The organism is Paenibacillus sp. FSL R7-269 (genome assembly GCF_000517865.1).
GTDB lineage: Bacteria > Bacillota > Bacilli > Paenibacillales > Paenibacillaceae > Paenibacillus_AQ.
Map to the genome: position 1 here is coordinate 56314 of NZ_ASPS01000002.1, position 24546 is coordinate 80859.

The 24546-nt window shown below is 51.9% G+C and carries 20 protein-coding genes and 1 pseudogene; 2 read left to right on the top strand and 19 right to left on the bottom strand.

Going from position 1 to position 24546, the window contains the following annotated elements:
* From mraY to C162_RS00705, 18 genes and pseudogenes are all read right to left on the bottom strand, one after another.
* Positions 1-966 (bottom strand): phospho-N-acetylmuramoyl-pentapeptide-transferase, encoded by a 966-nt coding sequence (gene mraY / locus C162_RS00620; RefSeq protein WP_036690209.1) that lies wholly within the window; start codon positions 964-966, stop codon positions 1-3.
* A 15-nt stretch (positions 967-981) separates the two neighbouring features.
* Positions 982-2391 carry a UDP-N-acetylmuramoyl-tripeptide--D-alanyl-D-alanine ligase gene (locus tag C162_RS00625; protein ID WP_327196369.1) on the bottom strand — a complete coding sequence of 470 codons (1410 nt, stop codon included), beginning with the start codon at positions 2389-2391 and terminating at the stop codon, positions 982-984.
* Entirely contained in the window at positions 2391-3878 is a 1488-nt protein-coding gene (locus tag C162_RS00630; RefSeq protein ID WP_036690213.1) for a UDP-N-acetylmuramoyl-L-alanyl-D-glutamate--2,6-diaminopimelate ligase, read from the bottom strand. Before C162_RS00630 ends, C162_RS00625 begins: the two co-directional genes overlap by 1 nt.
* A 95-nt stretch (positions 3879-3973) precedes the next feature.
* On the bottom strand, positions 3974-5902 hold the full coding sequence (locus C162_RS00635; protein WP_036690345.1) for a stage V sporulation protein D: 1929 nt from the start codon (positions 5900-5902) through the stop codon (positions 3974-3976).
* Between the two features lie 90 nt (positions 5903-5992).
* Positions 5993-8224: a PASTA domain-containing penicillin-binding protein gene (locus C162_RS00640; protein WP_036690215.1), complete on the bottom strand. Its 2232-nt coding sequence runs from the start codon at positions 8222-8224 to the stop codon at positions 5993-5995.
* A gap of 42 nt (positions 8225-8266) precedes the next feature.
* Entirely contained in the window at positions 8267-8665 is a 399-nt protein-coding gene (locus C162_RS00645) for a hypothetical protein (protein WP_036690217.1), read from the bottom strand.
* Positions 8666-8688: 23 nt separating this feature from the next.
* Positions 8689-9642, bottom strand: a complete 954-nt coding sequence (rsmH, locus tag C162_RS00650; protein ID WP_036690219.1) for a 16S rRNA (cytosine(1402)-N(4))-methyltransferase RsmH — start codon at positions 9640-9642, stop codon at positions 8689-8691.
* A 39-nt stretch (positions 9643-9681) separates the two neighbouring features.
* The gene (gene mraZ, locus C162_RS00655; protein WP_036690220.1) at positions 9682-10119 is read right to left on the bottom strand and encodes a division/cell wall cluster transcriptional repressor MraZ; all 438 of its coding nucleotides are present in this window, start codon (positions 10117-10119) and stop codon (positions 9682-9684) included.
* Between the two features lie 209 nt (positions 10120-10328).
* Complete coding sequence (locus C162_RS00660) at positions 10329-11600, bottom strand: adenosylhomocysteinase (protein WP_036690222.1); 1272 nt, start codon at positions 11598-11600, stop codon at positions 10329-10331.
* Positions 11601-11625: 25 nt separating this feature from the next.
* Positions 11626-13257 (bottom strand): bacillithiol biosynthesis cysteine-adding enzyme BshC, encoded by a 1632-nt coding sequence (gene bshC / locus C162_RS00665; protein WP_036690223.1) that lies wholly within the window; start codon positions 13255-13257, stop codon positions 11626-11628.
* Positions 13258-13451: 194 nt separating this feature from the next.
* Positions 13452-14372 (bottom strand): ABC transporter ATP-binding protein, encoded by a 921-nt coding sequence (locus C162_RS00670; protein WP_036690346.1) that lies wholly within the window; start codon positions 14370-14372, stop codon positions 13452-13454.
* Positions 14373-14380: 8 nt separating this feature from the next.
* Positions 14381-14920 (bottom strand): annotated as a pseudogene (locus C162_RS37525) (peptide ABC transporter ATP-binding protein); the annotation flags it as partial.
* A gap of 26 nt (positions 14921-14946) precedes the next feature.
* Positions 14947-15894, bottom strand: coding sequence for an ABC transporter permease (locus tag C162_RS00680; protein WP_036690225.1), 948 nt, complete (start codon positions 15892-15894; stop codon positions 14947-14949).
* A gap of 3 nt (positions 15895-15897) precedes the next feature.
* Complete coding sequence (locus C162_RS00685; protein WP_036690348.1) at positions 15898-16830, bottom strand: ABC transporter permease; 933 nt, start codon at positions 16828-16830, stop codon at positions 15898-15900.
* 224 nt (positions 16831-17054) lie between these two features.
* Positions 17055-18767, bottom strand: coding sequence for a peptide ABC transporter substrate-binding protein (locus C162_RS00690; RefSeq protein WP_036690226.1), 1713 nt, complete (start codon positions 18765-18767; stop codon positions 17055-17057).
* A gap of 150 nt (positions 18768-18917) precedes the next feature.
* The gene (locus C162_RS00695) at positions 18918-19277 is read right to left on the bottom strand and encodes a DUF3397 domain-containing protein (protein WP_305954367.1); all 360 of its coding nucleotides are present in this window, start codon (positions 19275-19277) and stop codon (positions 18918-18920) included.
* A gap of 33 nt (positions 19278-19310) precedes the next feature.
* On the bottom strand, positions 19311-20291 hold the full coding sequence (locus C162_RS00700) for a ketopantoate reductase family protein (protein ID WP_036690230.1): 981 nt from the start codon (positions 20289-20291) through the stop codon (positions 19311-19313).
* A gap of 139 nt (positions 20292-20430) precedes the next feature.
* Complete coding sequence (locus C162_RS00705; protein WP_036690232.1) at positions 20431-21078, bottom strand: RsfA family transcriptional regulator; 648 nt, start codon at positions 21076-21078, stop codon at positions 20431-20433.
* A gap of 346 nt (positions 21079-21424) precedes the next feature.
* Here C162_RS00705 and C162_RS00710 point away from each other — a divergent pair, with 346 nt between their 5' ends.
* Together C162_RS00710 and C162_RS00715 are read left to right on the top strand one after the other, a co-directional pair.
* Positions 21425-21661, top strand: a complete 237-nt coding sequence (locus C162_RS00710; protein ID WP_036690233.1) for a DUF2626 family protein — start codon at positions 21425-21427, stop codon at positions 21659-21661.
* Between the two features lie 171 nt (positions 21662-21832).
* Positions 21833-22969 carry a hypothetical protein gene (locus C162_RS00715; RefSeq protein WP_036690234.1) on the top strand — a complete coding sequence of 379 codons (1137 nt, stop codon included), beginning with the start codon at positions 21833-21835 and terminating at the stop codon, positions 22967-22969.
* Here C162_RS00715 and C162_RS00720 read toward each other — a convergent pair.
* Positions 22961-24193, bottom strand: a complete 1233-nt coding sequence (locus C162_RS00720; RefSeq protein WP_036690236.1) for an extracellular solute-binding protein — start codon at positions 24191-24193, stop codon at positions 22961-22963. The genes C162_RS00715 and C162_RS00720 overlap by 9 nt on opposite strands.
* Positions 24194-24546: the final 353 nt, after the last annotated feature.

Consider the following 24546-nt stretch of genomic DNA (forward strand, 5'->3'; position numbering starts at 1 on the left):
TTACAACCCCTTGATGAGATATAGTCCAGCTGCCGCCAGCACAAGGCCCACCGCCCAGAAGGAGACGACTACGCGCCACTCCGACCAGCCGCCCAGCTCAAAGTGATGATGGATCGGGCTCATTCTGAATACCCGTTTGCCGCGTGTCTTAAACGAAGCGACCTGAATAATTACGGACAGCATTTCAACCACGAAGATTCCGCCGATCACCACAAAGAGCAGCTCGGTCTTGGTGACAATAGCAATCGCGCCAATCGCCCCGCCAATCCCGAAGGAGCCGAAATCGCCCATGAACACCTTGGCAGGATGGGCATTGAATACGAGAAACCCAAGCACTGCGCCAATCATCGCAGCCGCACAGACACCAGCGGCAATCGAGGTTGCCTGCATGGCTACCACCGCGAAGGCAGCCAGCGCAATCGCACTTACGCCTGACAGCAGACCATCCACACCGTCCGTGAAGTTAACGGCATTCGTGACTGCCATCATCATCAGCACAATGAACGGATAATAGAACCAGGGGCCCCAGTCGAAGCTGAAGGAGGTTCCCGGAACGCTGATATTGGTATTATGCCCGGCCGAGATCAGCAGAACGCTGAGCACGACGCCAACCAGCAGCTGGCCTATCAGCTTCTGGCGCGCCGTAAGGCCGAGGGAGCGCTTGAACACAATTTTGATATAATCATCCAGGAATCCAATGAGTCCATAGCCCAGCGTAGCAGCCAGCAATACATAGAAATCCGAATTAATCACCGAGAATTTCAGAAAAGACAGCGTGAACGCGACCATGATGATTACGCCGCCCATGGTAGGGGTTCCCGCCTTTTTCAGATGGGTCTGGGGCCCGTCGTCACGAACCTGCTGTCCCAGCTTGAGCCGGCGCAGCAGCGGTATGATCAGCGGAGCGGCAATGACCGCAAGGATAAAGGACACAGCAATAGTCAGCAGAAGCAATTGATAATCCATGGGTACACCCCTCCTTTAGTTAGAATTCGCTTCAGAATGTTCTTTCAAGCGGTGGAGCACTTCCTCCAGCCGCATTCCTCTGGATGCTTTGAACAACACAACATCATTATTGCCGCACTTCGCATTCAAGGCATTGATCAAGTCTTCTTTATCTGTAAAAGCATAGATATGCCCGGCCTCGAACCGCTCCGAGGCCGCCGCCGCCAGCTGTACCGCCAGCGGGCCGAAGGTGAATACGTCATCCGTCAGCTCCGGGTCGAGATAGCTGCCGATCTGCCGGTGGAACTGAAGCTCCTCCGGCCCGAGTTCCAGCATGTCTCCCAGCACTGCGATTCTGCGGCCGCTGCATTTCATAGACTGCAGCACATCAATCGCCGCCCTCATGGAGGTCGGACTGGCATTGTAGGCGTCATTCAGCAGAACCAGCCCGCTGGCCGCCTGAATAACCTCAATCCGCATCCCAGTCAGCTTGAGGCCGCTTAGTCCTTCTGCCATATTCTCATCGGTCACCTTATAATGACGTGCCACTGCAAGCGCAGCGAGCGCATTAATTACATTATGCTGTCCCGGCAGCGGAAGGGTGAAGGCACGCTCCCCATGCTGCAGCGAGGTGAAGGTCATCCCCCCGCTGTGTGTCATGAGCCCGGTCGGATAATCATCATTGTCAGCCGACTGCCCGAAGCGGAAGGTCTTCAGCCCTTCAGGCGCGCGGAACCCTGGCTCTGCCAGAACCTCGGCAAGCAGCGGCTCATCCCCGTTATAGATCAGCAGCCCGCCCGGCTGAAGTCCGTCCACAATCTCAAGCTTCGCTCTGGCAATCTCCTTGCGGGAGCCAAGCTGCAGCAGATGGGATTCGCCAACATTGGTAATCACCGCTACGTCAGGAGAAGCGAGCAGAGACAGCAGAGCGATCTCTCCCCTTGAGCTCATGCCCATCTCCAGCACAGCGATCTCAACATCGCTGTCCATAGAGAGAATCGTAAGCGGCAGGCCGATATGATTGTTGAAGTTCCCTTGGGTCTTGTGCACCTTGTACTGCACTTCCAGCAGTGCGGTAATCATATCCTTGGTTGTCGTCTTGCCGTTGCTTCCCGTAACAGCAACTACACGGGGGGCAACTTCGGCCAAGTAGGCGGAGGACAGCTTCTGCAGTGCCGCTAAAGTGTCCTCTACCAGAATAACCGCGCCGCCTGCGGGTGCAGGCCCCTTATCCTTCTGCCAGAGGGTAGCGGCAGCTCCCGCCGCCAGGGAAGCGGCCGCATAGTGATGGCCGTCGAAGTTCTCTCCAACCAGCGGGACGAACAGGCAGTCCGGCGATATTTTCCGCGAATCGGTTACAACTCCCTGAATCTCTATATCCTTAGCTTCGGATGAGGACAGCTCTCCTCCGCACATTTCCGCGACATTATGCAATGTTCTAATAATCAATAGCTTCGGCCCCTTATCACTTCTTTGGCAACGATGCGGTCATCGAAATCATGAACGACTCCCTTGATCAGCTGATAGGTCTCATGACCTTTCCCCGCAATCAATACTACATCGCCGGGGCTTGCCATTTCAACAGCTTTTGTGATGGCTTCCCGCCGGTCCGGAATCATCTCGTAGCGCTCGCGCTCCACGCCATCCTCGCGCAGACCCGCCTCAATATCAGCCAGAATCTGCAGCGGGTCCTCCGTCCGGGGATTGTCGGAGGTGACCAGCACATGGTCGCTGTATTTGGCAGCTATTTTGCCCATGAGAGGCCGTTTGGTCGTATCGCGGTCCCCGCCGCAGCCGAAGACAGTGAGCACTTTGCCTGCTGCGAATTCACATACCGCCTTCAGTACATTCTCCAGACCATCCGGTGTATGCGCATAGTCAACGATTACTGCGAAATCCTGCCCGGCATCCACCGATTCGACACGGCCGTCCACACCGGCAACCGACTCCAGACTGGCCTTGATGCCTTCAAGCGGCACATCCTCCAGCAATGCAGCCGTAATGGCCGCAAGCGCATTATAGACGTTGAACTTGCCGACCATGCGAAGCGAAATATCCGTCTCACCCTTAAACGTCTCCACGTGGAAAAAAGTTCCTTTGGCGGTGATCGATATTTGCGAGGCCCGGACATTGGCAGCCTTGTCGATACCATATGTAATGACCTCGGCTGCGGTCTGGGCGGCAAAATAGGCGCTGGCTTCATCGTCTGCATTCAGCACAGCATATTTGCGTTCTTCCTTCCACGGCGAGATCACGTTGCCGAGCCGTGAGAAGAACAAGCCCTTCACTGCGCGGTACTCCTCCATCGTATGGTGGTAATCCAGGTGATCCTGGGTCAGATTCGTAAAGATCGCGGTGCGGTAGTCTGTCCCCTTTACCCGGCCCTGCTGGAGCGCATGAGAGGATACTTCCATCACACAGCACTGTACACCCTTAAGCGCCATATGATTCAGAGTGCGCTGAAGCTCCAGCGATTCCTGTGTCGTACCGGACATCGGATAGCTCTGACCGTCATACCGCATCTGGATCGTACCGATCAGGCCGGTCTTCACCCCATGATCCTGCATGATCCGTTCAATCAGATAGGTGGTGGTCGTCTTGCCGTTAGTACCGGTAATGCCGATCAGCTTCATCCGGCTGCTCGGTGAACCGAAGAAGGCATTCGACAGCACAGACATGGCATACCGGCAATCATCCACCACGATCTGCGGCAGGTCAATGTCCAGCTTCCGTTCGCAGACCAGGGCAGCCGCGCCCTTAGCGGCAGCCTGAGGTGCGTAATCATGTCCGTCCACTGTATGTCCGGGCAGACAGATGAACATATCGCCTTGACCCACCTTGCGAGAATCGACCTGCAAATCCGAAATTTCTATGTCTCCGTCCCCGTATAGACGGGCAGCAGCCAGACAAGAAGAGAGTTCTTTAATTAACATACCTATCCCTCACTCTGCATAAAATCCTTATATTTTGGTTATATTATCCACTTTTATTAAATAGCACTTGTAAGTTTTTTAGTATATAACAAAGCTTACGGTTCATTTGGCGTTCCCATGTAAATCCGGATGGTTGAGCCCTGCTGCACTCTTGCCCCCGCCTTCGGAGCCTGATTGATCACGGTGTTGCCGGTGCCGGAACGGACCAGCATGAAATTCATATTCAGATCCTCATAGATATCCTGAACAGTTGCCCCCGTAAGATCAGGGACCGTCACTATGGGGGTCTCTCCGTATTTATAGGTTCTCGGCAGCTGATCCTTACGCTCTGGAACCTTCAGATACAGAAGAGAATCCTCAAGAATATTCTGGACAATTGGAGCGGCTACTACACCCCCGAACTGAATTCCCTTCGGGTTATCGACCGCCGTATAGACCACGATCTGCGGATCATCCGCTGGCGCAAAGCCGATAAAGGAAACAATATGCTCCGTAGGAGAATACCGGCCGTTGATTACTTTCTGAGCTGTCCCCGTCTTGCCGCCCACACGGTAGCCGTCAATAAATGCCGGCCGGCCCGTGCCTTTGGCAACCACGCTCTCAAGGGCAGCCCGCACTTTCTTCGAGGTCTCCTCCGAGATCACCTGCCGCACTTCCTCCGGCTCAGTCTCGGAGACAATGTTCCCGGTATCCGGGTTAATCCAGGCCTTGGCCACATGCGGAGTATACAGCTTGCCGCCGTTGATGGCTGCCGATACCGCAGCAATCTGCTGGATCGGCGTGACGGATACCCCCTGGCCGAATGCAGTGGTCGCCAGTTCCACTGGACCCACCTGTGCCGGCTTGAACAGAATTCCGTTCGCCTCACCGTTCAGATCGATGCCCGTCTTGCTCCCGAAGCCGAAATCCCGGATGTACTTGAACAGCGTATCCTTACCCAGACGCTGTCCCAAGGCTACAAATCCCGGGTTGCAGGAGTTCTCGACCACTTCAAGGAAGGTCTGACTTCCATGCCCGCCCTTCTTCCAGCAGCGCAGCTTAGCTCCGCCGACCTCAATGTAGCCCGGATCGAAAAAATGCTCATGCTGGAGATCAACCTTCCCCTCCTGCAAAGCCGCAGCCAGCGTGATGATCTTGAAGGTGGAACCCGGCTCATACGTCATCCAGATCGGAAGATTCCGGTTATATACCTCGGCATCGTATTCCTGGTAAGCCCCCGGCTCATATCCCGGCCGGCTCGCCATCGCCAGAATCTCACCGTTACGGGGGTCCATGGCGATAGACCAGGCCCCCTGCGCCTGATATTTCACCATGGCCTGGTCCAGCTCGCGTTCCATAATGGATTGAATCTGCTTGTCGATGGTCAGCTGCAGGCTTAGTCCATCCTGCGGCTCAGTGTACTTCTCGGAGGACCCGGGCATCAGCCGGCCTCCCGCATCGGAGAGATAGGAGATATTGCCCGCGCTCCCCTGAAGCAGCTTATCATAGATGCTCTCTATCCCGGTAATCCCCTGATTATCGATACCAGTGAAACCCAGAATATGTGCGGCCAGATCCCCGAAGGGATAATACCGTTTGTTATCCTCAGCGACAACGATGCCCGGCAGCTGCAAATTACGGATGCTCGCGGCAAGCTCCATCGTAATTTTGCGGCCGCCGGGCTGCAGTTTCACTGAGGCTTTCTTTTGGGTCAGCAGCTGGGCCAGCTTCTCCTCGGTCATCCCGAGCAGCGGAGCCAGCTGCTTCGCGGTCTGTTCCTTCTCCTTCACCTGTACAGGAATGGCATAAATCGTCGGTGAGCTGATGTTATAAGCCAGCGCCACACCCTCCCTGTCCAATATCTCACCGCGTTTGGCGGTGAAGGGGATATTCCGCCGCCATAAATCCTCGGCTTTCTCGCTCAGCTTCTCACCCTGAGTTAACTGTACATAGGCAAGACGCACAGCCAGCGCGCCGAACAACACGGCCAGTCCCAGCAGCGTCCACAGCATTCTCCGCCGGCTAACGACTTTTGATACCTTCATAGTGTTCTCCCCGCTTTCACTCATAGACATGATCTCTTATCTTCATGACTATTCGGGACAAACAGAGGTTAGAACAAGCCTATATGGGTGTTACTTAGCAGCTTCTTCCTTATCGGCATCACTGGCTAAGGCAACAGGGATATTCTCGCCGTATTCATTGAGAGGACTAAGCGTCAGCGCAACCTGGGTTTTACCGTTATTCTTGGTCTGCGTCTGCTCCGTGACATAACCTTCTCCATTGACGGAGATCCCCACCTTCAGCAGGTTCAGAATCTCCAGAGCATCGCGCAGAGACTGCCCGCGCAGATCTGGAAGCGTCAGGTTCTCTCCCTGCTCGCTTAACAGATAGATCCGCTGCCCGGCGGTCAGTGCAGTGCCCTTCTCAGGGTACTGGCTGACTACATTCGCTCCTTGGCCTACAGCTTCAAAATCAAAGCCCTGATTAATGAGCTGCTGTCTTGCCGCCTTCACCGTCTTGCCGGTCAGATCCGGCGCTTTACGCTGGATGGCGGCCTCGACCTTCACCGTCTTCTTGTCGGCAGGGCCCGTGACATCTCCCGCTTTGGGTACGCCCATATAAGGAAGCGCCTGTGAGACGATATCCTTGAAGACCGGACCCGCAGCAGCACCGCCGCCGGCCGCATCGGCAGGCTCGTCAATAATGACGAAGACTGCGATCTTGGGGTCATTGGCCGGTGCATAACCGAGGAAGGAGGAGCGAACTTTGTCGCGGTCATACCCTCCTTTACCGTCTGGCTTAATCGCCGTACCTGTCTTGCCGGCCACCCGGTAACCCTCAATGTAGGCATGCCGGCCGGTTCCGTGCTGCTGATCTGCCACTACCTGCTCCAGATAGCTGCCTGTCTCCCTTGCACTTGCTTCGGAGAGCACCTGCCGTACAACCTCAGGCTGAGTAACCGTGGTCTTGCCGGTGTTCGGATCGGTAACCTCCTTCACCACATGCGGTACCAGTAGCTTGCCGCCGTTCGCAATCGCAGCGACGGCTGTGAGCTGTTGAATCGGGGTCACCAACAGCTTACCGTGTCCATAGGCAAGCGTTGCATTCTCTACCGCCCTGTTCGGATCAGGGTTGACAATACCCTTAACCTCTCCCGGGAGGTCAATGCCTGTCTTTTCCGTGAACCCGAAATCCGTGATATACTGCAGCAGCTTCTCCTTGCCCAGCATCTCGTAACCGAGCTTAACGAACGCAACGTTACTCGACCGCTTAACCCCTTCCAGGAAGCTGATCGTTCCGTAACCGGCTCTGTTCATATCAAAGATAGGCTTGCTGTATCCCTTAATCCGGACAGAACCGGACTGGAAGGTGGCATTCGGATTGAACAGCTTCTCTTGCACAGCACCTGCCAGAGGTACAATCTTGAACGTTGAACCCGGCTCGAATCTCGTCATGATAGCATGATTATAGAAGCCGGCCGCATCCTGATTCAGATCAAAGTATTCATTCGGGTTAAAAGTAGGCATATTCGCCAGACCCAGAATTTCCATCGTCTTCGGGTCGGCCGCAATCACACTGATCGACTTCGGCTTATACTCCGCATACGCCTTTTTCATAGCCTCTTCAATATAGAACTGAATCGTGCTGTCAATCGTCAGCTTGTAGTTGCTTCCATTCACCACAGGCTGGAATGTATCCTTCGAATCGGGCAGCTTGATGCCCTTGCCGTCACTCTGGTAGTTCAACTCGCCGTCCGTACCGGAGAGCTGTTTGTCCAGATACTTTTCCAGTCCCATGGCCGCTTTGCCATCCCTGTCGGTGTAACCCAGAATATGCGCAGCGAGCGAACCCTTCGGATAATAGCGCTTCTGCTCTCTGACGAGCCCGACACCGGTTTCCAGCGTATCATGCTCCTTCTTGAGCTTCTCAACGAAAGCCGTCACTTTATCGGCCATATCCTGGTCAATCTTCCAGCCTTCATTACGGATCTCGCGGTTTTTCAGGTATTTCCCGTCTTTATCCTTCGCCTCCACCAGCTTCTTCAGCTCATCCACCGGTTTGTTCAGCAGCTCATGCAAACCCTGAATTACCTCTTCACCGATTTTTTTCTCGGCAATGACCTCAGGGTTAACCACCACCGTGTAGGCAGGCACATCACTGGCCAGAACATTGCCGTTACGGTCTTCGATCACCCCGCGGACGGCCTTAATGGTTGAAGTATGGGCCCACTGCTTAGCGGCAGTCTCCTGCCACTCCTTGCCTTGCAGAACCTGAATCCAGAATACTCTGGCAACTAAAACAAGAAAAAAGAGGGTAATACACCCTCCTATAAACAGCGTGCGAAGTTTGATTCTCTTAACCATAAGGTACCTCACAACCTCTATTATTGCGATTGCCGTACATCGCTATTTTATACCGGCTTTGTCAGTAGCCTGGCTGCTAAGCGGAACATAGATAGTAGATTCCTCAGAAGGGACCCCAAAGCCCATTTCCTTCGCCCGCGGGACAATCGTCTGCTCCAGCGTCTGCTTCTCCATTTTGTACGTGGCAATTAGCTTTTTGTTGCTCGCGATTTTGCTGTCCAGCTGCTGGGCCTGCATATTCAAATCGTAAATATGGACGTAACGCCAGATCAGGGAGGCTGCTACCAGAATAAAGGCTCCCAGTGTCAGCATGTACAAAAGCTTCTCCTGCAGCGGCAGCACTCTTCGCTTGGTGACAACTTTCGTTTTCTCACGGTACAGCGGGTTTGCCTCTTGTTTTCTCTTAGGTTGAACTGCTAAATTTCCGCGGGTATAAGCCATCTCTGATTCTCCTTTATCGTCATCTACAATTTCTCTGCGATACGCAGCTTGGCTGAACGGGCACGCGAGTTAAGCTCCAGCTCTTCTTCCCCCGGCACAATAGGCTTGCGGTTGATCAGCTTCAGGGTGCCCTCAGCACCGCACACGCAGTACGGAAGGTCAGGCGGACAAGTGCAACGGCTCAGATAGCTGCTGAAAATCTGCTTGCAGATCCGGTCCTCCAGCGAGTGAAAGGTAATTACGGATACCCTTCCCTCAGGCGCCAGACAGCGTACAGCCGCATGCAGCCCTTCCTCAAAAGCACCCAGCTCATCATTGACGGCAATCCGCAGCCCCTGAAAACTCCGTTTGGCCGGATGTCCTCCGGTCCTTCTTGCAGCCGCAGGAATGCCTTCCTTGATCAGCTCGGCCAGTTCTCCGGTTGTCTCCACCGGGCGTTCTTCCCTGCGCTCTACAATTTTCCGGGCAATCCGCCGTGAGAATTTCTCTTCTCCATACTGGAAAAGCACCCTGGCAATCTCCTGCTCACTCCAGGTGTTGATAATATCTGCCGCACTCAGCTGTGCCGACTGGTCCATCCGCATATCCAGCGGGGCGTCGTGGTTGTAGCTGAAGCCTCGTTCCCCTTCATCAAACTGCGGAGATGATACCCCCAGATCAAAGAGAATCCCGTCTACTTGGGGAACTCCGTCCTTTTGCGGAACAAACGGCAGTCCCTTCAGCACCTGCTCCAGATCGCGGAAGTTGGTCTTGACGGTCACCACCTTGTCGCCGTATCCGGACAATCTCTCCTTCGCATTGTTCAGTGCCCAGTCATCCTGATCCAGACAAATCAGCCGTCCCCCGCCGCTCAGCTTGGATGCGATAAGGGCGCTGTGCCCGGCTCCCCCGAGCGTACAATCTACATATAGGCCATCCTTCTTGATGTGCAGCCCTTCTGTCGCTTCTTCTTTTAGTACCGTGATGTGGTGAAACAAGCTGCATCCCTCCAAGGCAGTAATTCGAAATGTTATGTTTTATAGATCAAAATTGAAATCCACCAATTTCTCGGCGATTTCGTTGAACGATTCCTCTGACTGTTCGAAGTACTGCTCCCATAGCTCCTTGTTCCAGATCTCCACCCGGTTCGAAACGCCCAGAATAACACAGTCCTTGTCCAGCTTGGCATATTGCCGCAGATTTCCCGGCAGATTCACCCTGCCTTGCTTGTCCCATACACACTCCGTCGCTCCCGAGAAAAAAAAGCGGCTGAAGGCACGGGCATCCGATTTCATCAGTGAAAGGCTTTTAAGCTTTTGCTCCATGATTCCCCATTCTTCCATGGGATAAACAAACAGGCATGAGTCCAGGCCGCGGGTCGCCACGAAGGAGGTTCCGAGCATATCACGGAACTTGGCAGGGATAATGATCCGGCCTTTATCGTCAATGCTGTGCTGGTATTCCCCCATAAACATGCTTGTACCCCACCCCTGAATCCCGATTCCCCACTTTGCCCCACTTTTCACCACCTAAGCATAATAGATTCGCCATTAAAAATCAAAAACCTTTTTCCGGAGCAAGGTAATTTTTTCTTATTTGTCAAGAGGCTATTCTTGCATCCCCTGCAGACACGCAAAAGCCCGGGCCAATGTGATTGGCTCCGGGCTCGTGCAGATCCATATCCTTAGTCGTTCAGATTCCAGCTGTCCAGATACTCGACTTGCGCCTGTGTCAGGCTGTCGATGGATATCCCCAGACTTTCCAGCTTGTAACGCGCTACCTGCTCATCCAGCTCATAGGGAACATTCTCCACTTTGACGCCAATACTCTTATAATTATCATTCACATATTTAAGGGACAAGGCCTGGAGTGCGAAGGTGGTATCCATAATCTCTGCCGGATGACCATCAGCCGCGCCGAGATTCACCAGACGTCCTTCAGCCAGGAGATAGAGCTTGCGTCCGTCCTTCAGCTGATACTCTTCGATGTTCTTGCGCACCGTCCGCTGGGACACCGAGCGCTCAGCCAGCTCCGGCTTATTGACCTCCACATCGAAATGTCCGGCATTGCAGAGAATCGCGCCATCCTTCATCACATCATAGTGCTCACCGCGGATCACATAGCGGTTACCTGTGACTGTAACGAAGAAATCACCTTGCTTCGCAGCTTCCAGCATCGGCATGACATGGAATCCGTCCATATGCGCCTCTACTGCCTTAATCGCATCCACTTCCGTAACGATCACGTTCGCCCCAAGCCCCTTGGCCCGCATCGCTACACCTTTACCGCACCAGCCGTAGCCGACCACAACCACCGTTTTGCCGGCCACAATCAGGTTGGTGGTGCGGACAATGCCGTCCCATGCCGACTGTCCTGTACCGTAGCGGTTATCGAACAAATATTTGCAATAAGCGTCATTTACCGCCACCATCGGGAATTTCAGCATGCCCTGCTTCTGCAGTGCCTTCAGCCGGATGATGCCTGTCGTCGTCTCCTCCGCTCCCCCGCGGACATTCTCCATCAGATCGGGGCGTTCGGAGTGCAGCAGTGTGGCGAAATCGCCGCCGTCATCGATAATGAGATCCGGCTTGCTCTCCAGTGCCCGGATGTTCAGTGCCTTGAACTCTTCTGGAGAAGGATTGTACTTGGCAAATACGGTAATGCCGTCCTCAACGAGTGCAGCACACACATCATCCTGGGTAGATAAAGGGTTGGAGCCTGTAATCGTTACCTCAGCACCACCAGCCTGTACTACCTTGGCCAGATAAGCGGTCTTGGCTTCCAGGTGAAGGGTGATCGATACCTTGAGCCCCTTGAACGGCTGCTCGGCTTCGAACTGCTCACGGATACGGTTCAGTACCGGCATATGCTGGCGAACCCAGTCGATTTTGAGATGCCCCTCGGGTGCAAGCGACATATCGGCAACAATACTGTTTTGCTTGGATAATGAACTCATGGTAGGACCCCCTAGAATAATTTGCTTACATATAAATAATACGGTGTGTTCCGCTGTAGTCAGCAGGCACAGCCATCAATTCCTCCAGCCATTCCAGCCCGTACCGGTTCAGATAATACATCATATTATAGACCCGCTCCTGAAGCTTACCCAGCGGCATAAGCGACAACTCGATCCGTTCCCACTGGCGAAGTGCAGCCTCATTCTGCTTCTCCATCGCATCCAGAGCTTTGCCCTGCAGGAAGGAGATCTGGTCGATAATCTTATCCTTGTTATTGCTCCCCAGCTTCAGCAGACCCGCCTGAATGCTGCCAAGCTGCTCGATCAGCGGCTCATACATCCCGCAGAATGCCGTCTTAATCTCTTCGAATTTGTCTTCGAGCTTCAGCTCATCCTGAGCGTGCAGCCAAGCCTTGCGTTTATCATCCAGACCCGTCTGCACATCCGTGAAGGATAAACCGTATTTATCCATATGCTTGCGAAGCGTTCCCTCAATAACTGTAAAAGACATGCGCGGAATAATCAGCGGCATCTGTCCGTCCATGATCTTGAACGCTTGATGCGGAATGGCCCAGTAAGCCATTTCCCCTTGTCCAAGCACCGTAGCAAGTACAGGAAGTACATAGTCCTGCATTAGCGGGCGCGTTAGCACATTGTTGCTGAACCGTTCGGGATGGCTCTCCAGCAGCTCCAGCAGCTCGGAACGGGAGAACGATACAGTAGCTTTCCGGTCTGCGAACCGCCCCTCCACCTTATGGAGCAGAAGCCGTGCACCCTCATGAATATAGAAAAGATTCGCATTACCGGGCGTCACATCGGCCTGAAGCTCATATCCGCTGGCCGTAATCCGTTCAGCTGCGGCAAGATAAGCTGCCTCCAGCTCGTCATTCCGCTCAATCATGGAAGCGAACATGGGCGCTTCCAGCCTACGCAGGGCAGGATCGGCAGAATCCAGCAGAATCAGCCCGAACTTACCGAACAAAGATCCCATCAGCTTGGCGAACGCCTCCGTCATATTCCCGGCGCCCGTAGATGCAGCCGTAACCAGCTCCATCAGCAGCGGTTTGAATTCACTGTCCTGTAATAAGCCGTCCAGCTGCGCAACCGCCTGAAGCCAGCTCTCGGCATCCACCTTGATCTCGCTGACCGAGGACCGGGGTCCTTCGCCTTTATCCAGCTTAATGCGGGTAATTTCGCCTGTCCGGTTAAGCACATAGGTATGATTGACCTCATCCCAGTCATGATCCTCTCCTGCAATCCAGAACAACGGAACGACCGGCCGCCCAAGCTGGGCCGCTGCCTCCTGTGCTGCCTGAATGGTAGTAACGGCCTTATAGACCACGAATAGAGGGCCTGTGAACAAGCCGCTCTGCTGGCCGCCTGTCACAACAAGAGTCTCTGGCTGTTCCAGCAATTCAAGCGAACGTAGAACTGCCTCATGGGTATTGTGCTTCTTGTTATAGCTGCGCAAGTATGAGACAACCTCTGCGCGGTCTGCCCGCAGGCTTCCTGTACGATCTAGCCATGCTGCACGTTCAGCCCGGCTCTCCTGACTGCGGAAATCCCCGCTATACAAATGTCCTACTGCTTCGTATTGATGTATATAGTCACTGGCGAGCGCTGATCCGCCCGGCAGTGGTTCCTGTACAACATTCATGGATAGTGGCCTCCTTGTTCTGCAATAACCTGCTGCTATATGTAATTCATAAATCGGTAAACCCTTTATGATTGTATCCAAAGTTAGGGGCGGCGTCAAAGTAATATACAGCATCCTTATGAAGGATATCCGTAAATTGAAAGAATAGGCGAGAGCTGAATGCTCCCGCCTACGTTCCACCTGCCATTTTAAGTTTAGGCAAACTGTTTGGCAACGAAATGTCCCTTGGACACCTCAATCATCTCAAAGTCGCTGTCATTTGTTTTTTCGCCGGCAGCATAAATCGGACTGCCCAGCTCATCATGCAGATGAATGCGTTTTTTGTTCGCTTCCACCTCTGGGTCCGGAACCGGAATCGCAGAGAGCAGGGATTTGGTATAAGGATGTAGCGGATTAGCGTACAATTCTTCGCTTTCCGCCAGCTCAACCATTTTGCCCAGGTACATAACGGCGACGCGGTCACTGATATGCTTCACCATGGACAAGTCATGCGCGATGAAGAGATAAGTAAGTCCAAGACGGTCCTGCAGCTCCTTGAGGAGGTTAACGACCTGTGCCTGGATGGATACGTCGAGTGCCGAGATCGGCTCATCACAGACGATGAACTTAGGGTTCACGGCAAGTGAGCGGGCAATCCCGATACGCTGGCGTTGTCCGCCGGAGAACTCATGCGGATAACGGGTGGCGTGATCATGGTTAAGACCAACCATATCCAGCAGCTCTTCAATCCGCTTCTTGCGTTCCTGCCGGCTTCCGGCCAGACCATGAATGTCCAGCGCTTCACCGATAATGTCAGACACCGTGAACCGCGGGTTAAGCGAGGCATACGGGTCCTGGAAGATCATTTGCATATCACGGCGCATCGTCTTCATCTTGCTGCCGGACAATTTGTAAATATCTGTACCATTGTATTTCACGCTGCCTGCAGTCGGCTCATACAAGCGGAGAACTGTACGGCCTGCAGTAGTCTTGCCGCAGCCGGACTCCCCTACCATTCCCAGGGTTTCGCCTTCGCGGATTGAGAAGCTAATATTATCAACTGCCTTAAGAACTCTTCCTTTGCCCACATTGAAATATTTCTTAAGACCTTCTACTTCAATCAGATTCTTGCTCAGATTCTTACTCAAACGAACTGCACCTCCTTGGCCATCGAATGCAGATTCCAGCAGTGCGCTATAAGCGTATCACTGAACTCTGTGATGCCGGGATCAATCCATTCCTTCACAGGGGGCACTGCTTCGCTGCAGCACGCTGTGAACGGACAACCGACCGGCGGCTTAATCAGATCCGGGGAAGCTAAAGTGATTGGTATCACCGGCTCGCCCTTCTTCGGGTAAGCTGCGGCACCAGCCGCACAAGACCCTTGGTGTACTACGATTACCCGGTCACATCTCACGGCAATTACGCCAAGAATGTGTTGTCAGGATGATGGAGGTCCCAAGCGAATGTAGCACATCGCCAGAGATTTCTTGGGGATATTGGTTAAAGCGAGCCTCCGCATTCACAATGCCCACTAGCTTCAGCATTTCAATAGCTTGATTATTCGCTTCGGCCGCTGATATATTCTGATGTTAATCAAAACTTCGGTTATCTGTTTGCCCACTTGGATCATTGGGTTCAAAGAAGTCATCGGGTCTTGAAATATCATGCCAATATCTTTGCCGCATGGGTTCCATCATTGTTTAATTCCTATTTCTTCAGCTTAGGATCAAGCGCATCACGCAGACCGTCACCAAAAATATTAAAGGAAAGCATCGTTAAACTGATAAGAATCGCCGGGAACAGGAAGCGCCACGGGTAATAAAGCCAGCCGGTCAGAGAGTCATTGATCATCGAACCGAGTGAAGCTACCGGAGCCTGTACACCAAGACCGAGGAAGCTCAGGAACGCTTCGGCAAAGATGGCATTCGGTACGGACAGCGTAATCGTTACAATAATCGGCCCTACAGCATTCGGCAAAAGATGCTTGAACAGCAGCCGCTTGGACCCTGCACCCATCGAACGCGAAGCCAATACGAACTCACGGTTCTTAAGCTGCATAATCTCGCCGCGCACAATCCAGGACATCGTAATCCAGCCCGTTATCGTCAGCGCTAGGATAATGGTACCAAGGCTTGGTTCAAGTACAACCAGCAGCAGGATAACTACCAGCAGGTATGGAATGGAGTACAAAATTTCAGAGATCTTATTCATGATATTGTCTACACGGCCACCGAAGTAACCCATGATTCCGCCGTAGATAACCCCGATAAAGAGGTCAATTGCAGCAGCGGCAAGGCCGACAATCAGTGAGATTCGTGCGCCGTACCAGGTGCGGACAAAGATATCGCGTCCCAGATCATCTGTACCAAACCAGTGCTCGGATGACGGGGGCTTATTCGTGTTGAGCAAATCATTAGAATAGTAATTGAACTTTGAGAACAACGGACCAATAATCGCAGCCAGTACGATCAGGCCAAGAACCCCTAGAGCCGTCATTGCCATTTTGTTCTGGCGCAGGCGTTCCCAGGAATCCCGCCAAGCGGACAGACTTTCGCGCTGAATGACTTCAGCCTGCCGTTCATCAATTCCAATCTTACGGAAATCTTCCGGTTTCAGGTTCGCATCCTGCGATACCAAGTTTTTGTCAGAAGCCACTCGTTAGCCCTCCTTTCCGCCAGATAGTTTTATACGCGGATCTATAAACACATAAGCAATGTCAGTGATGAACCGCGCTACCATAAGCAGTACACCATAGAAGATCGTAATCCCCATAATAACAGTATAATCGCGGACACCTATCGCTTCGACGAATTGCTTGCCGATACCGCCGACACCGAAGATCTGCTCAATAACGACAGAACCGGTCACGATGTTAGCTGTCATAGGTCCCATATAGGTTACCACCGGCAGAATTCCGTTACGCAACACGTGCCGGCTCAAGATGGCAGCCCAGCTTAGGCCCTTGGCCTTAGCAGTCTTGATATAATCGGCATGCAGGACCTCCAGCATACTGGAGCGCGTCAGCCTCGCTATGAAGGCTATGGGCTGTGCCGATAGCGCAGCTACAGGTAAAACATAATACATCGGCCCTTTGAACCCGGAGACCGGGAACATATGGAACTTGTAAGCAAACACATATTGCAGCAGCGAGGCGACTACAAAGCTCGGAACCGCAATCCCCAGCACCGCCAGCACCATTGCTGCACTGTCAATAAACTTGCGGTGATAGAGTGCCGCCATCATGCCGAGGAAAACTCCGACAATAACCGACACAAGAATTGCGATAAGCCCCAGCTTCAGAGACGCCGAGAACGTCTGGCCGATCAAGTGTGTTACATCCTGATTCAGACGCTTCATGGATACACCCAGATCACCCTGGGCAATTTCACCCAAATACTTGAAATACTGATGATAGAGCGGCTTGTCCAGTCCATATTGCTCGTATAAACGCGCTTTAATTTCTGGCGGAACCTTCTTTTCAGCCGTGAATGGGTCCCCCGGAATAGCTTTCATCAGAAAAAAGGTCGCTGAAATCAGCACAAATAGTGAGACAAGCATATAGAAAAACTTATTAGCAACATAACGAACCATCCCCATCAACACCTCCTTTAACTTTTTTGAGACACATAATTAGATTTTATGAAAAAAATGGCCATTTGTCTAATTTCTTATTTTGTAAGTTCGTGAAAACTTTAACAAAAAGCCCGAAATGCAAAAAAAAGGGATATATATGGAATTCCACATATATATCCCGAAGTGTAACTCCCCTCCAGATAACCACTATTTAGTTAAGCGAAGCTGAAGAGTAATACAATTTAATGTTCAAGCAAATATCCACGAGTTAAGTCAATAGCACCACTATAATCAAGCGTTACACCCTTCAGATACTCTTTAGTGAGGGAGTTGTTAGTGTAGTAGTAGAATGGAATTACAATCATATCATCCTGAATGATCATTTTTTCCATTTGTGCAAACAGCTCTTGACGTTTAGCCAGATCGGAGCTTGCTTTTGCTTCTTTAACCAGTTTGTCATATTCAGGGTTGGCATAACCTGTATCATTGTTACCGCCGCCTGTTACGAACATGTCCAGGAAGGTCATCGGATCATTGTAATCCGCAGTCCAGCCTGCACGGGCAACCTGGAAGTTCTGATTCTGGCGGTTATCGATGAATACTGCCCATTCCTGATTCACAGTGTTAACAGTGATACCCAGAGCTTGTTTCCACATATCAGCTACAGCCAGAGCAACCTTCTTATGGCCTTCACTGGTGTTGTAAGTCAATTCAACTGGTGGAAGTGTAGTCAGGCCTTCTTCAGCCAGACCTTCAGCCAGCAATTTTTTAGCTTCTTCTGTATCTTCCTTGAAGTAGTCGTCCTTAACTGCATTACGGAATTCACCGTCAGCACCGGCGATACCTGGAGGTACGAAGCCAAATGCAGGCAATTGTCCGCCTAGTGTTACATTGTCGATCAGCGATTGGCGGTTAACTGTCATGGCTAATGCTTTACGGATTTTGACATTACTGAATGGTTTCTCTGTAATGTTGAATTCATAATAGTATACTGCAGCAATACCTTTTCTCTGGAATTCGTTAGGAAGCTCTTTTGCAACAATAGGAAGCTGTTCTTGCGGAATTTCACCGTGTGGTCCACCAGAGCGGTCAAGTTCGCCGTTCTTGTAGCTCAGCAGCTCAGTTGCGCCGCTGTTCACCAGGGAGAAGTCAATCTTGGACAGCTTGATGTTAGCAGCATCCCAATACTTATCGTTCTTGCTAACTTGTAGAGTTTGGCCTGTAGTCCACTGAGTCAATGTGAACGCACCATTAGTGATCATAGTGTCTTTGTTTGTAGCCCATTTTGCATTACCCTCAACGGATTTGTGTACAGGGTAATAAGTATAAAAGGACAGAAGACCAAGGAAGTAAGGAGTTGGCGCTGCCAGTGTAACTTCAAGAGTCTTGGCATCGACAGCTTTCACGCCCACTTGGCTGAAATCTGTAATTTTCTTAGTGTAGTAACCTTCAGCATTCTTAATGTAATACAACTGATAGGCATAAGGTGCTGTAGGATCTGTATTCGGATCGAGCACAATCTTCCATGCGCGAACGAAGTCAGCAGCTTCTACAGGGTCACCGTTGCTCCACTGTGCATCACGCAGGTGGAATGTATATACCAGACCGTCAGCGGAAACATCCCACTTCTCGGCAATACCTGGCTCAGCTTGGCCAGTTTCATCATTCATGCGGGTCAAGCCTTCGTACATTGTCTTCAGGACGGTGTTGGCTTGGCTGTCCTGAGCTTGCGCTGGGTTAAAAGTAGGTGGTTCGGACATCAGGTTAATTCTGAGTGTCTGGTCAGCAGCCAGCTTCTCGTCACCTGTTGTTCCTGTGTTCGTGCTGCCCTCTGGTGCAGTCGTCGCCGCAGCATTGGTGCCGCTGTTGTTCTTGTTCCCGCCGCAGCCTGCAAGCACTGTGCCGATCACCAGAACTATTGCGATCATGAGCAATAGACTTTTACTCTTCTTCATCTAGCAGTTCCCCCTAAATAGAATGTGGTATATGGTTTATGATTATACAACCAGTGGTCAAAAAAATCTAGAGCAATATTTTCTGAAAACGACTTTTTTTTAATTCTTTAAAATTTTGTGACGTTGACGCTTCACCGGAGCAGTGGAACGTTACATCGCTTGTGATATGTATTGAATGAGGCCTACAACCATAAATAATACGTAACCTACGCCCAGGAAAAAGAAAGAAAGCCGCCATACAGCACGAAGTAACCGTTTTCCGTCCACCCCTCCTTTGAGGCGGTTTTGCGCGCCGCCAATCAGTCCGGCGGATATTAATACAATAAGTAGTATAAGAAAGAATCCAAAGGTTGAGTCAAAAATAATATTGAACAGTCCCGAAACTGACAGCAATAAAAATAAAGTTGTTACATCCATCGCCAGCATCATCGTTTTCCTCTTATCATGCCTGAGCCCGATTCCTGCGAAATACACAATCAAAAAAGGAACAATCGGAATAACGCTTAACACGCCGAACGAATTCCGGAGAAATTCCAAACAGCTTCACCCCTCCCTCACAGTCATGCCTTCTACCAGTCCGCATATCCAGCGGTGGAGCGGAGCCTGAACGCCCTGCTGCAGCCCCATATCTACAATGCTTCCGTTAATCCAGCGGATTTCAGTCTCCCTTGCAGCAAGTACATCAGCCAGCATCGATGATGTATTGCCCGAGGTTGCGCGGCACACTTCAAGAATGGCCTCCCAGGCACCATGCTCAAGGGAAATCCCGCAGGCCTCTAATATCCCGGCTGCCTCTGTATACAGTTCCTTCATAAGCTGTACACGTGCAGTGGAGGCCAGTAATTCGCCGTTCCGGACCCGCCAAATGGCGGTTAGAGGATTAATGACAGCATTGATCAGAAGCTTCCGGTAAATGATGGTATCCACTTCTTTCGACAGAGAAGCGTGAAATCCTGCTGAGGCAAGAGCTTCTATGAAACTAATTATAGCCTCAGGCTCAGATGCCTGCAGATCAGTTTCATGAATATTAATAGTAGAGCTGCTCTTCCCTATACATATTTCCCCTTTACCAGCATGAATAACCTCTGTTAATGTTTTCCTCTTGGCCGCCTCTGTTGTTACAGCCGCCCAGATGGATGACCCCGGCAACAGCCCCCTGAGCAGCTCCAGATGTCCGCAGCCGTTCTGGAATCCTACGATGACAAGCTTCCTGGCGCTTAGCGGCCGGAGAATCTCTGGCAAAGACTCATGAAGCACCTTCTGCTTAACCGTTAAAAGCGTAACCTCCCCGGGCTTGTCCAGCTGACACTGTGTATATTCTTGTACCGGCGCAGCGGAGAAACTCCCTCCTGGAAGCCGTGTTGCCTCCCTGCCATCTTCATAGCTGACAGTCAGCCCCTCTGCGGTTAGCGCCCTGCTCTGCTCCTTCCCCCTGCACCATATCCGCACTTCAGCCCCGCCGGCAATCAGCCGTCCTGCAAGCAGCAGGCCCAGTGACCCCGCGCCTATCACATCTACTCTCATGCTAAACCCTGCCCCCTGCTATGCCTTGCTCCAATAATTTTCCTAATTATATCCTGCTTGTCTCTGCAAAAGCAAAACAAAAACCCTGCTAATCCGTTGCTGTAACGCACGCGGACGCAGGGCTTGCTGCCTAAATCTTCTATTCAATCCGTTCCAGGTTTCCGTTCGCATCCATTTTGAAGCGGGTTTTCTCTTCATCCTCTTCATTAAGAAAAGCCAGCCTGCGGGCACGGTCCATAATCTGGATCAGCGCCTTGTAATCATCATTAACCACACGGTAATCGCTCTGGGCAAGATTCACTTCTCTGGATAGACGTTCATTCTCTACTCTCAGTTCTGAAAGTTCCTCTTCCTTCTCCCGCAGATCACGCTCTAGCATCTTAAGCTGTCTTCCGGCCTCCTGGAACGTTCCTTTCCATTGCCGCAAAAAGCGGATGACGGCATCGATAGACAAGCTGTTCTCGCTTAATCCTTCGCTGCGGCTGTAGTCTTCCTCAATGTCACCGAGAATCAGTCCGGCGACCTGTGCCCCGCGCGAGGCAGGCTGTTTTTTCAGATAGCTCCGTTTCTGGCGCTGTCCTTTGGCAATCCCAATGGCATCCTCATAGCTTTTGCGCACACAGCTGTTCCAGCGGAAACCGCAGGCCGCCGAAGTTCTGCCGATTTTTTCACCCACCTCTTCAAAAGCAGCAAGCTGTGTGCTGCCCTCGCGGATATGACGCAGCGTTATTTCTGCCAATATCAGATCATCTTCTGCACTCCAAGCATCCTGTCTAACGGCTGTCATAAAGCCTAACCCTCCTAACAACATCATGAAATAACCATCTTCAGAACCGGCAGCTCCGCCGGGTAGTGAATAGGGATAAAAGCTGCTTACTACATTTCTATGCCTCTATTAGAGTTCATAGAATCTATTTGATACTAATTTGTATTGCCAATTTGTCTGCACCTCATACTACTTTTGCTATAAATTCTCCTCTTCCGCTCAGAGGACTTGTGTCAATAATAAAAATCATATATTTTATGAAATTTTGAATTTTTTTCAATGAATTCGTTTACAGTGTTTTAGAGAGCCGTTATAATAAATGGTAAGCAGCTGTTAGCCGGATTCATACTGGAAGGGGGACCCTCTCTTGGACCGCATGTTTCGCGTTTTAGGTTTTTTTACACTCACCATCGGACTTATGGCTTTTGCCGGTAATCTGACGGAAATGGCCCTGCTATTCTTTTTGCAAAGCGCTTTTTTTGTCATTCTGGGCTATATGAAATTTACGGAAAAGACCTACATCCTGCTCTTTTGGGGGTATATGATCCTGACGTTTACAGGCTTCAGCTATTGGACGATATTTGAGATGGAATTGCCGCTCTAACGCATATATAGAAATGAACGGATATGGCTTCTTGCCTTCAAGAAGCATTTCCGTTCTTTTTGTTTGCAAAATTGTAGTTCGGGGGGACGCAAAACAGGGTATGATATTTTAGCAGGCTGAAACATATTAATAGTACATACCTGTCTAACTCTGTTCAAGGTGGTGGTGCAAGTGTTATCCCGTAATACGGTTCGCCGGTTATTCGCAGCAATATTGATCCTCACCTGCATCGCTATGCCGCCGGCTTCTCTGGTGTATCTGTCCGCCGGTTCCGGCTTCACTTCAGGAGTCAGCGCTCCGCCGCCCTCTATGCCGGATGATGAAGCGACCCGCAAGCTGCTGGAGCAGACGCTGTCCTCTGCAGAGATTGAACGTGAGATTGCCCGGATTACCGCAGAACAACAGACGCTGGAGCACAAAGCCGCTGCGCTGGAAGAGCAGGCTGCTGCCAAACAGAGTAATATCGCAGATCAGCAGGAACGGGCGGGCGCTGTTGTGCGGGCCTATTATATGGGGGAGCGGGATGGACTTCTTACCGCATTCCTCTCCGCCAAAAGCATCAGCAGGCTAATCGCTCTATTCGACTATTATGAGATTATTATGGGGCAGGACCGGAAGACGCTCACGGAATATGAGATGCAGTACAAGGATTTAAAAAGCACACTCACGGCCGCCCGGCGCAGCAGTCAGGAGCTGGCAGAGCTCAAAACAGCGCTCGAAGCGCAGCAGAAGCGTGTGCTTGCCTTAGATAAGGAGATTACAGGCGGGATTCAGGCCAGTACAGATCCTGAGAGTATGGAGCGGCTGCTGGCAGAGTTCAGTAAATATTGGGAGAATATCGGCCTGCATGAGGTGCGGAAGTATTTCAAAGCGCTGGCTTCTGCCATGAAGCAGCTGCCGGAGTTCGTCCAGAGCCGGGATGGCGTACTGGTGCGCAAGGGGATGACCTATAATCTGGCCCTGTCCGAAAAGGATCTTAATGAGTTCCTGGTCACCCAGAACCCGCTGTTTGAGGATTTCCGGTTTGCGTTCAAGGATAATTCAGTCTCGGCAACGGGTAAAAGCGGGGGCTTGTCGCTGTCGCTGACCGGCCGCTATACCATACAGCAGGAGCCTGTCAACGGCTTGATGTTCCATGTTGATCATGTGGTATTCAATGGTCTGGAGCTGCCGGATACCACCCGCCAGGCTCTGGAGGAAGAATTCGATCTCGGCTTCTATCCGGCGAAGATCGTCTCCTTCCTGCAGGCCACCGAGGTCGCAAGCTCGGACGGCATTCTGCATGTGAAGCTGTCCCTCTCATTCTAAAGGAAGCTTTACTACCGCTTCATAAGCGGCGGCATTCAGCTTGCCGGTTAACAAATCAAGTGCTGCCTCCGCCTTCCGGCTCCACTCTGCCTCAGAGCCGGGACCGGGGGTATTATCCTCTGCAAGGAACCAGCCGGCGTCCATTGGCAGCTTGCCAATCTTGGGCTGAGCGGAGCGGTACAACTCATCCAGTGCCGGCAGACGGTCCGTGTTCTCCAGCCATTCCAGCTGGGCCGTGCTTGAAGTGACGTAGGCGAGCCATTTGACCGCTGCTTCCGGACTGCCTGATTGTGCCGGAAGGGCAAAAAAGCGGCTGTGAATAACCTCATAGCTTGATATACCCTCCTGCTTCTTCGGCATCTGCACCGCCAGCGTCGAATTCCCGTGCTTCTTCCACTCCGAGAGCGGCACAGCCGCCACCGCAAGCTTCCCATCCTGCAGCAGCCCCCAGATCTCCTTATTGAACCGGCTGGTCAGATACAAAGAGCTGCGCGCTGCTTCTGTCCACTGAGCCTGTTCAAGGCTGGCGGAGTGCAGACTGCTGCCCATGCTATGCAGCACGGCGGCATACCCGTAAGGATTCCGCGTATCCATAGCCAGCAGATAACGCTTCTTCTCCGGTTCCTCCTTCAGCCGGCTTAGCAGCATATTCCACTGCTCCAGGCTTGCGGGCACCTCTGCAAGACCCATTCCGGCGAGCCGCTCCGGCGAATACACGAGGACATAGGGATCGATATCCAGCGGCACTCCCCAGTTATATCCGTTCCACTGCATCTGCGGAATCAGCATCGTAAGCGGCGTGCTCCCGGGAACACTTTGGTAGATATCTACAGGCAGCAAATAGCCCCTGGTGGCCAGATCATAAATGCTGTGACCGTCCAGCATCACGATATCCGGGCTTGTCCCAATGGTTAGTTCATCACGCACCTGTGCTCCCACGTCTTCCGCCTCCACATTCTTAAGGATCACGCTGACTCCGCTGGATAAAGTGTACTCTTTGCTAATCTGCTCCAATACGCTGAACTCCTCTGTACTGAGTGAGACGCGGATCTGGAGGCTCTCGATTTCCCCTGCTTCCCCTGAAGGAGGACGCTCTGATTGGTCCAGCGGCTGTCTGGGCGGATAGCTTCCATGATCCGTATTCAGCTCCATGCTGGGTGACAGGCTTGTCAGGGCCAGCAGCAGAACTGCAAACAGCAGCCAGTAATTTTTGCGTTTCAGCACATGCGCTCTCTCCTTCAGCGTTTCTTATTCCTCATTTTAGCAGAGATGCTGGCGCTTGTCTTGGGTTGTGAAACCGTTCTCTTTATATAGAAGGAAACGGTGGGATTGTTCAGTGCAGGTTAAAACCCAGGTGCGCAAGACGCTGCGTGTGCGGATTATTCTTCCGATCGCTGTTAAAGCCCGATTTCTTATTCAATAACTGATTAGAGGTTGAAATCCGTCTTTAAAGGCGAACGCTACGCTTCTCCAGAACAATTCCGCTCCCTCCGCTGATCGCACTTTTTAACTGCACAAAAACTCTCCCGCCGCTTCCGGGGGCGGGCAGCAAAAAGCCGGGAGTCTTGAGCTCCCGG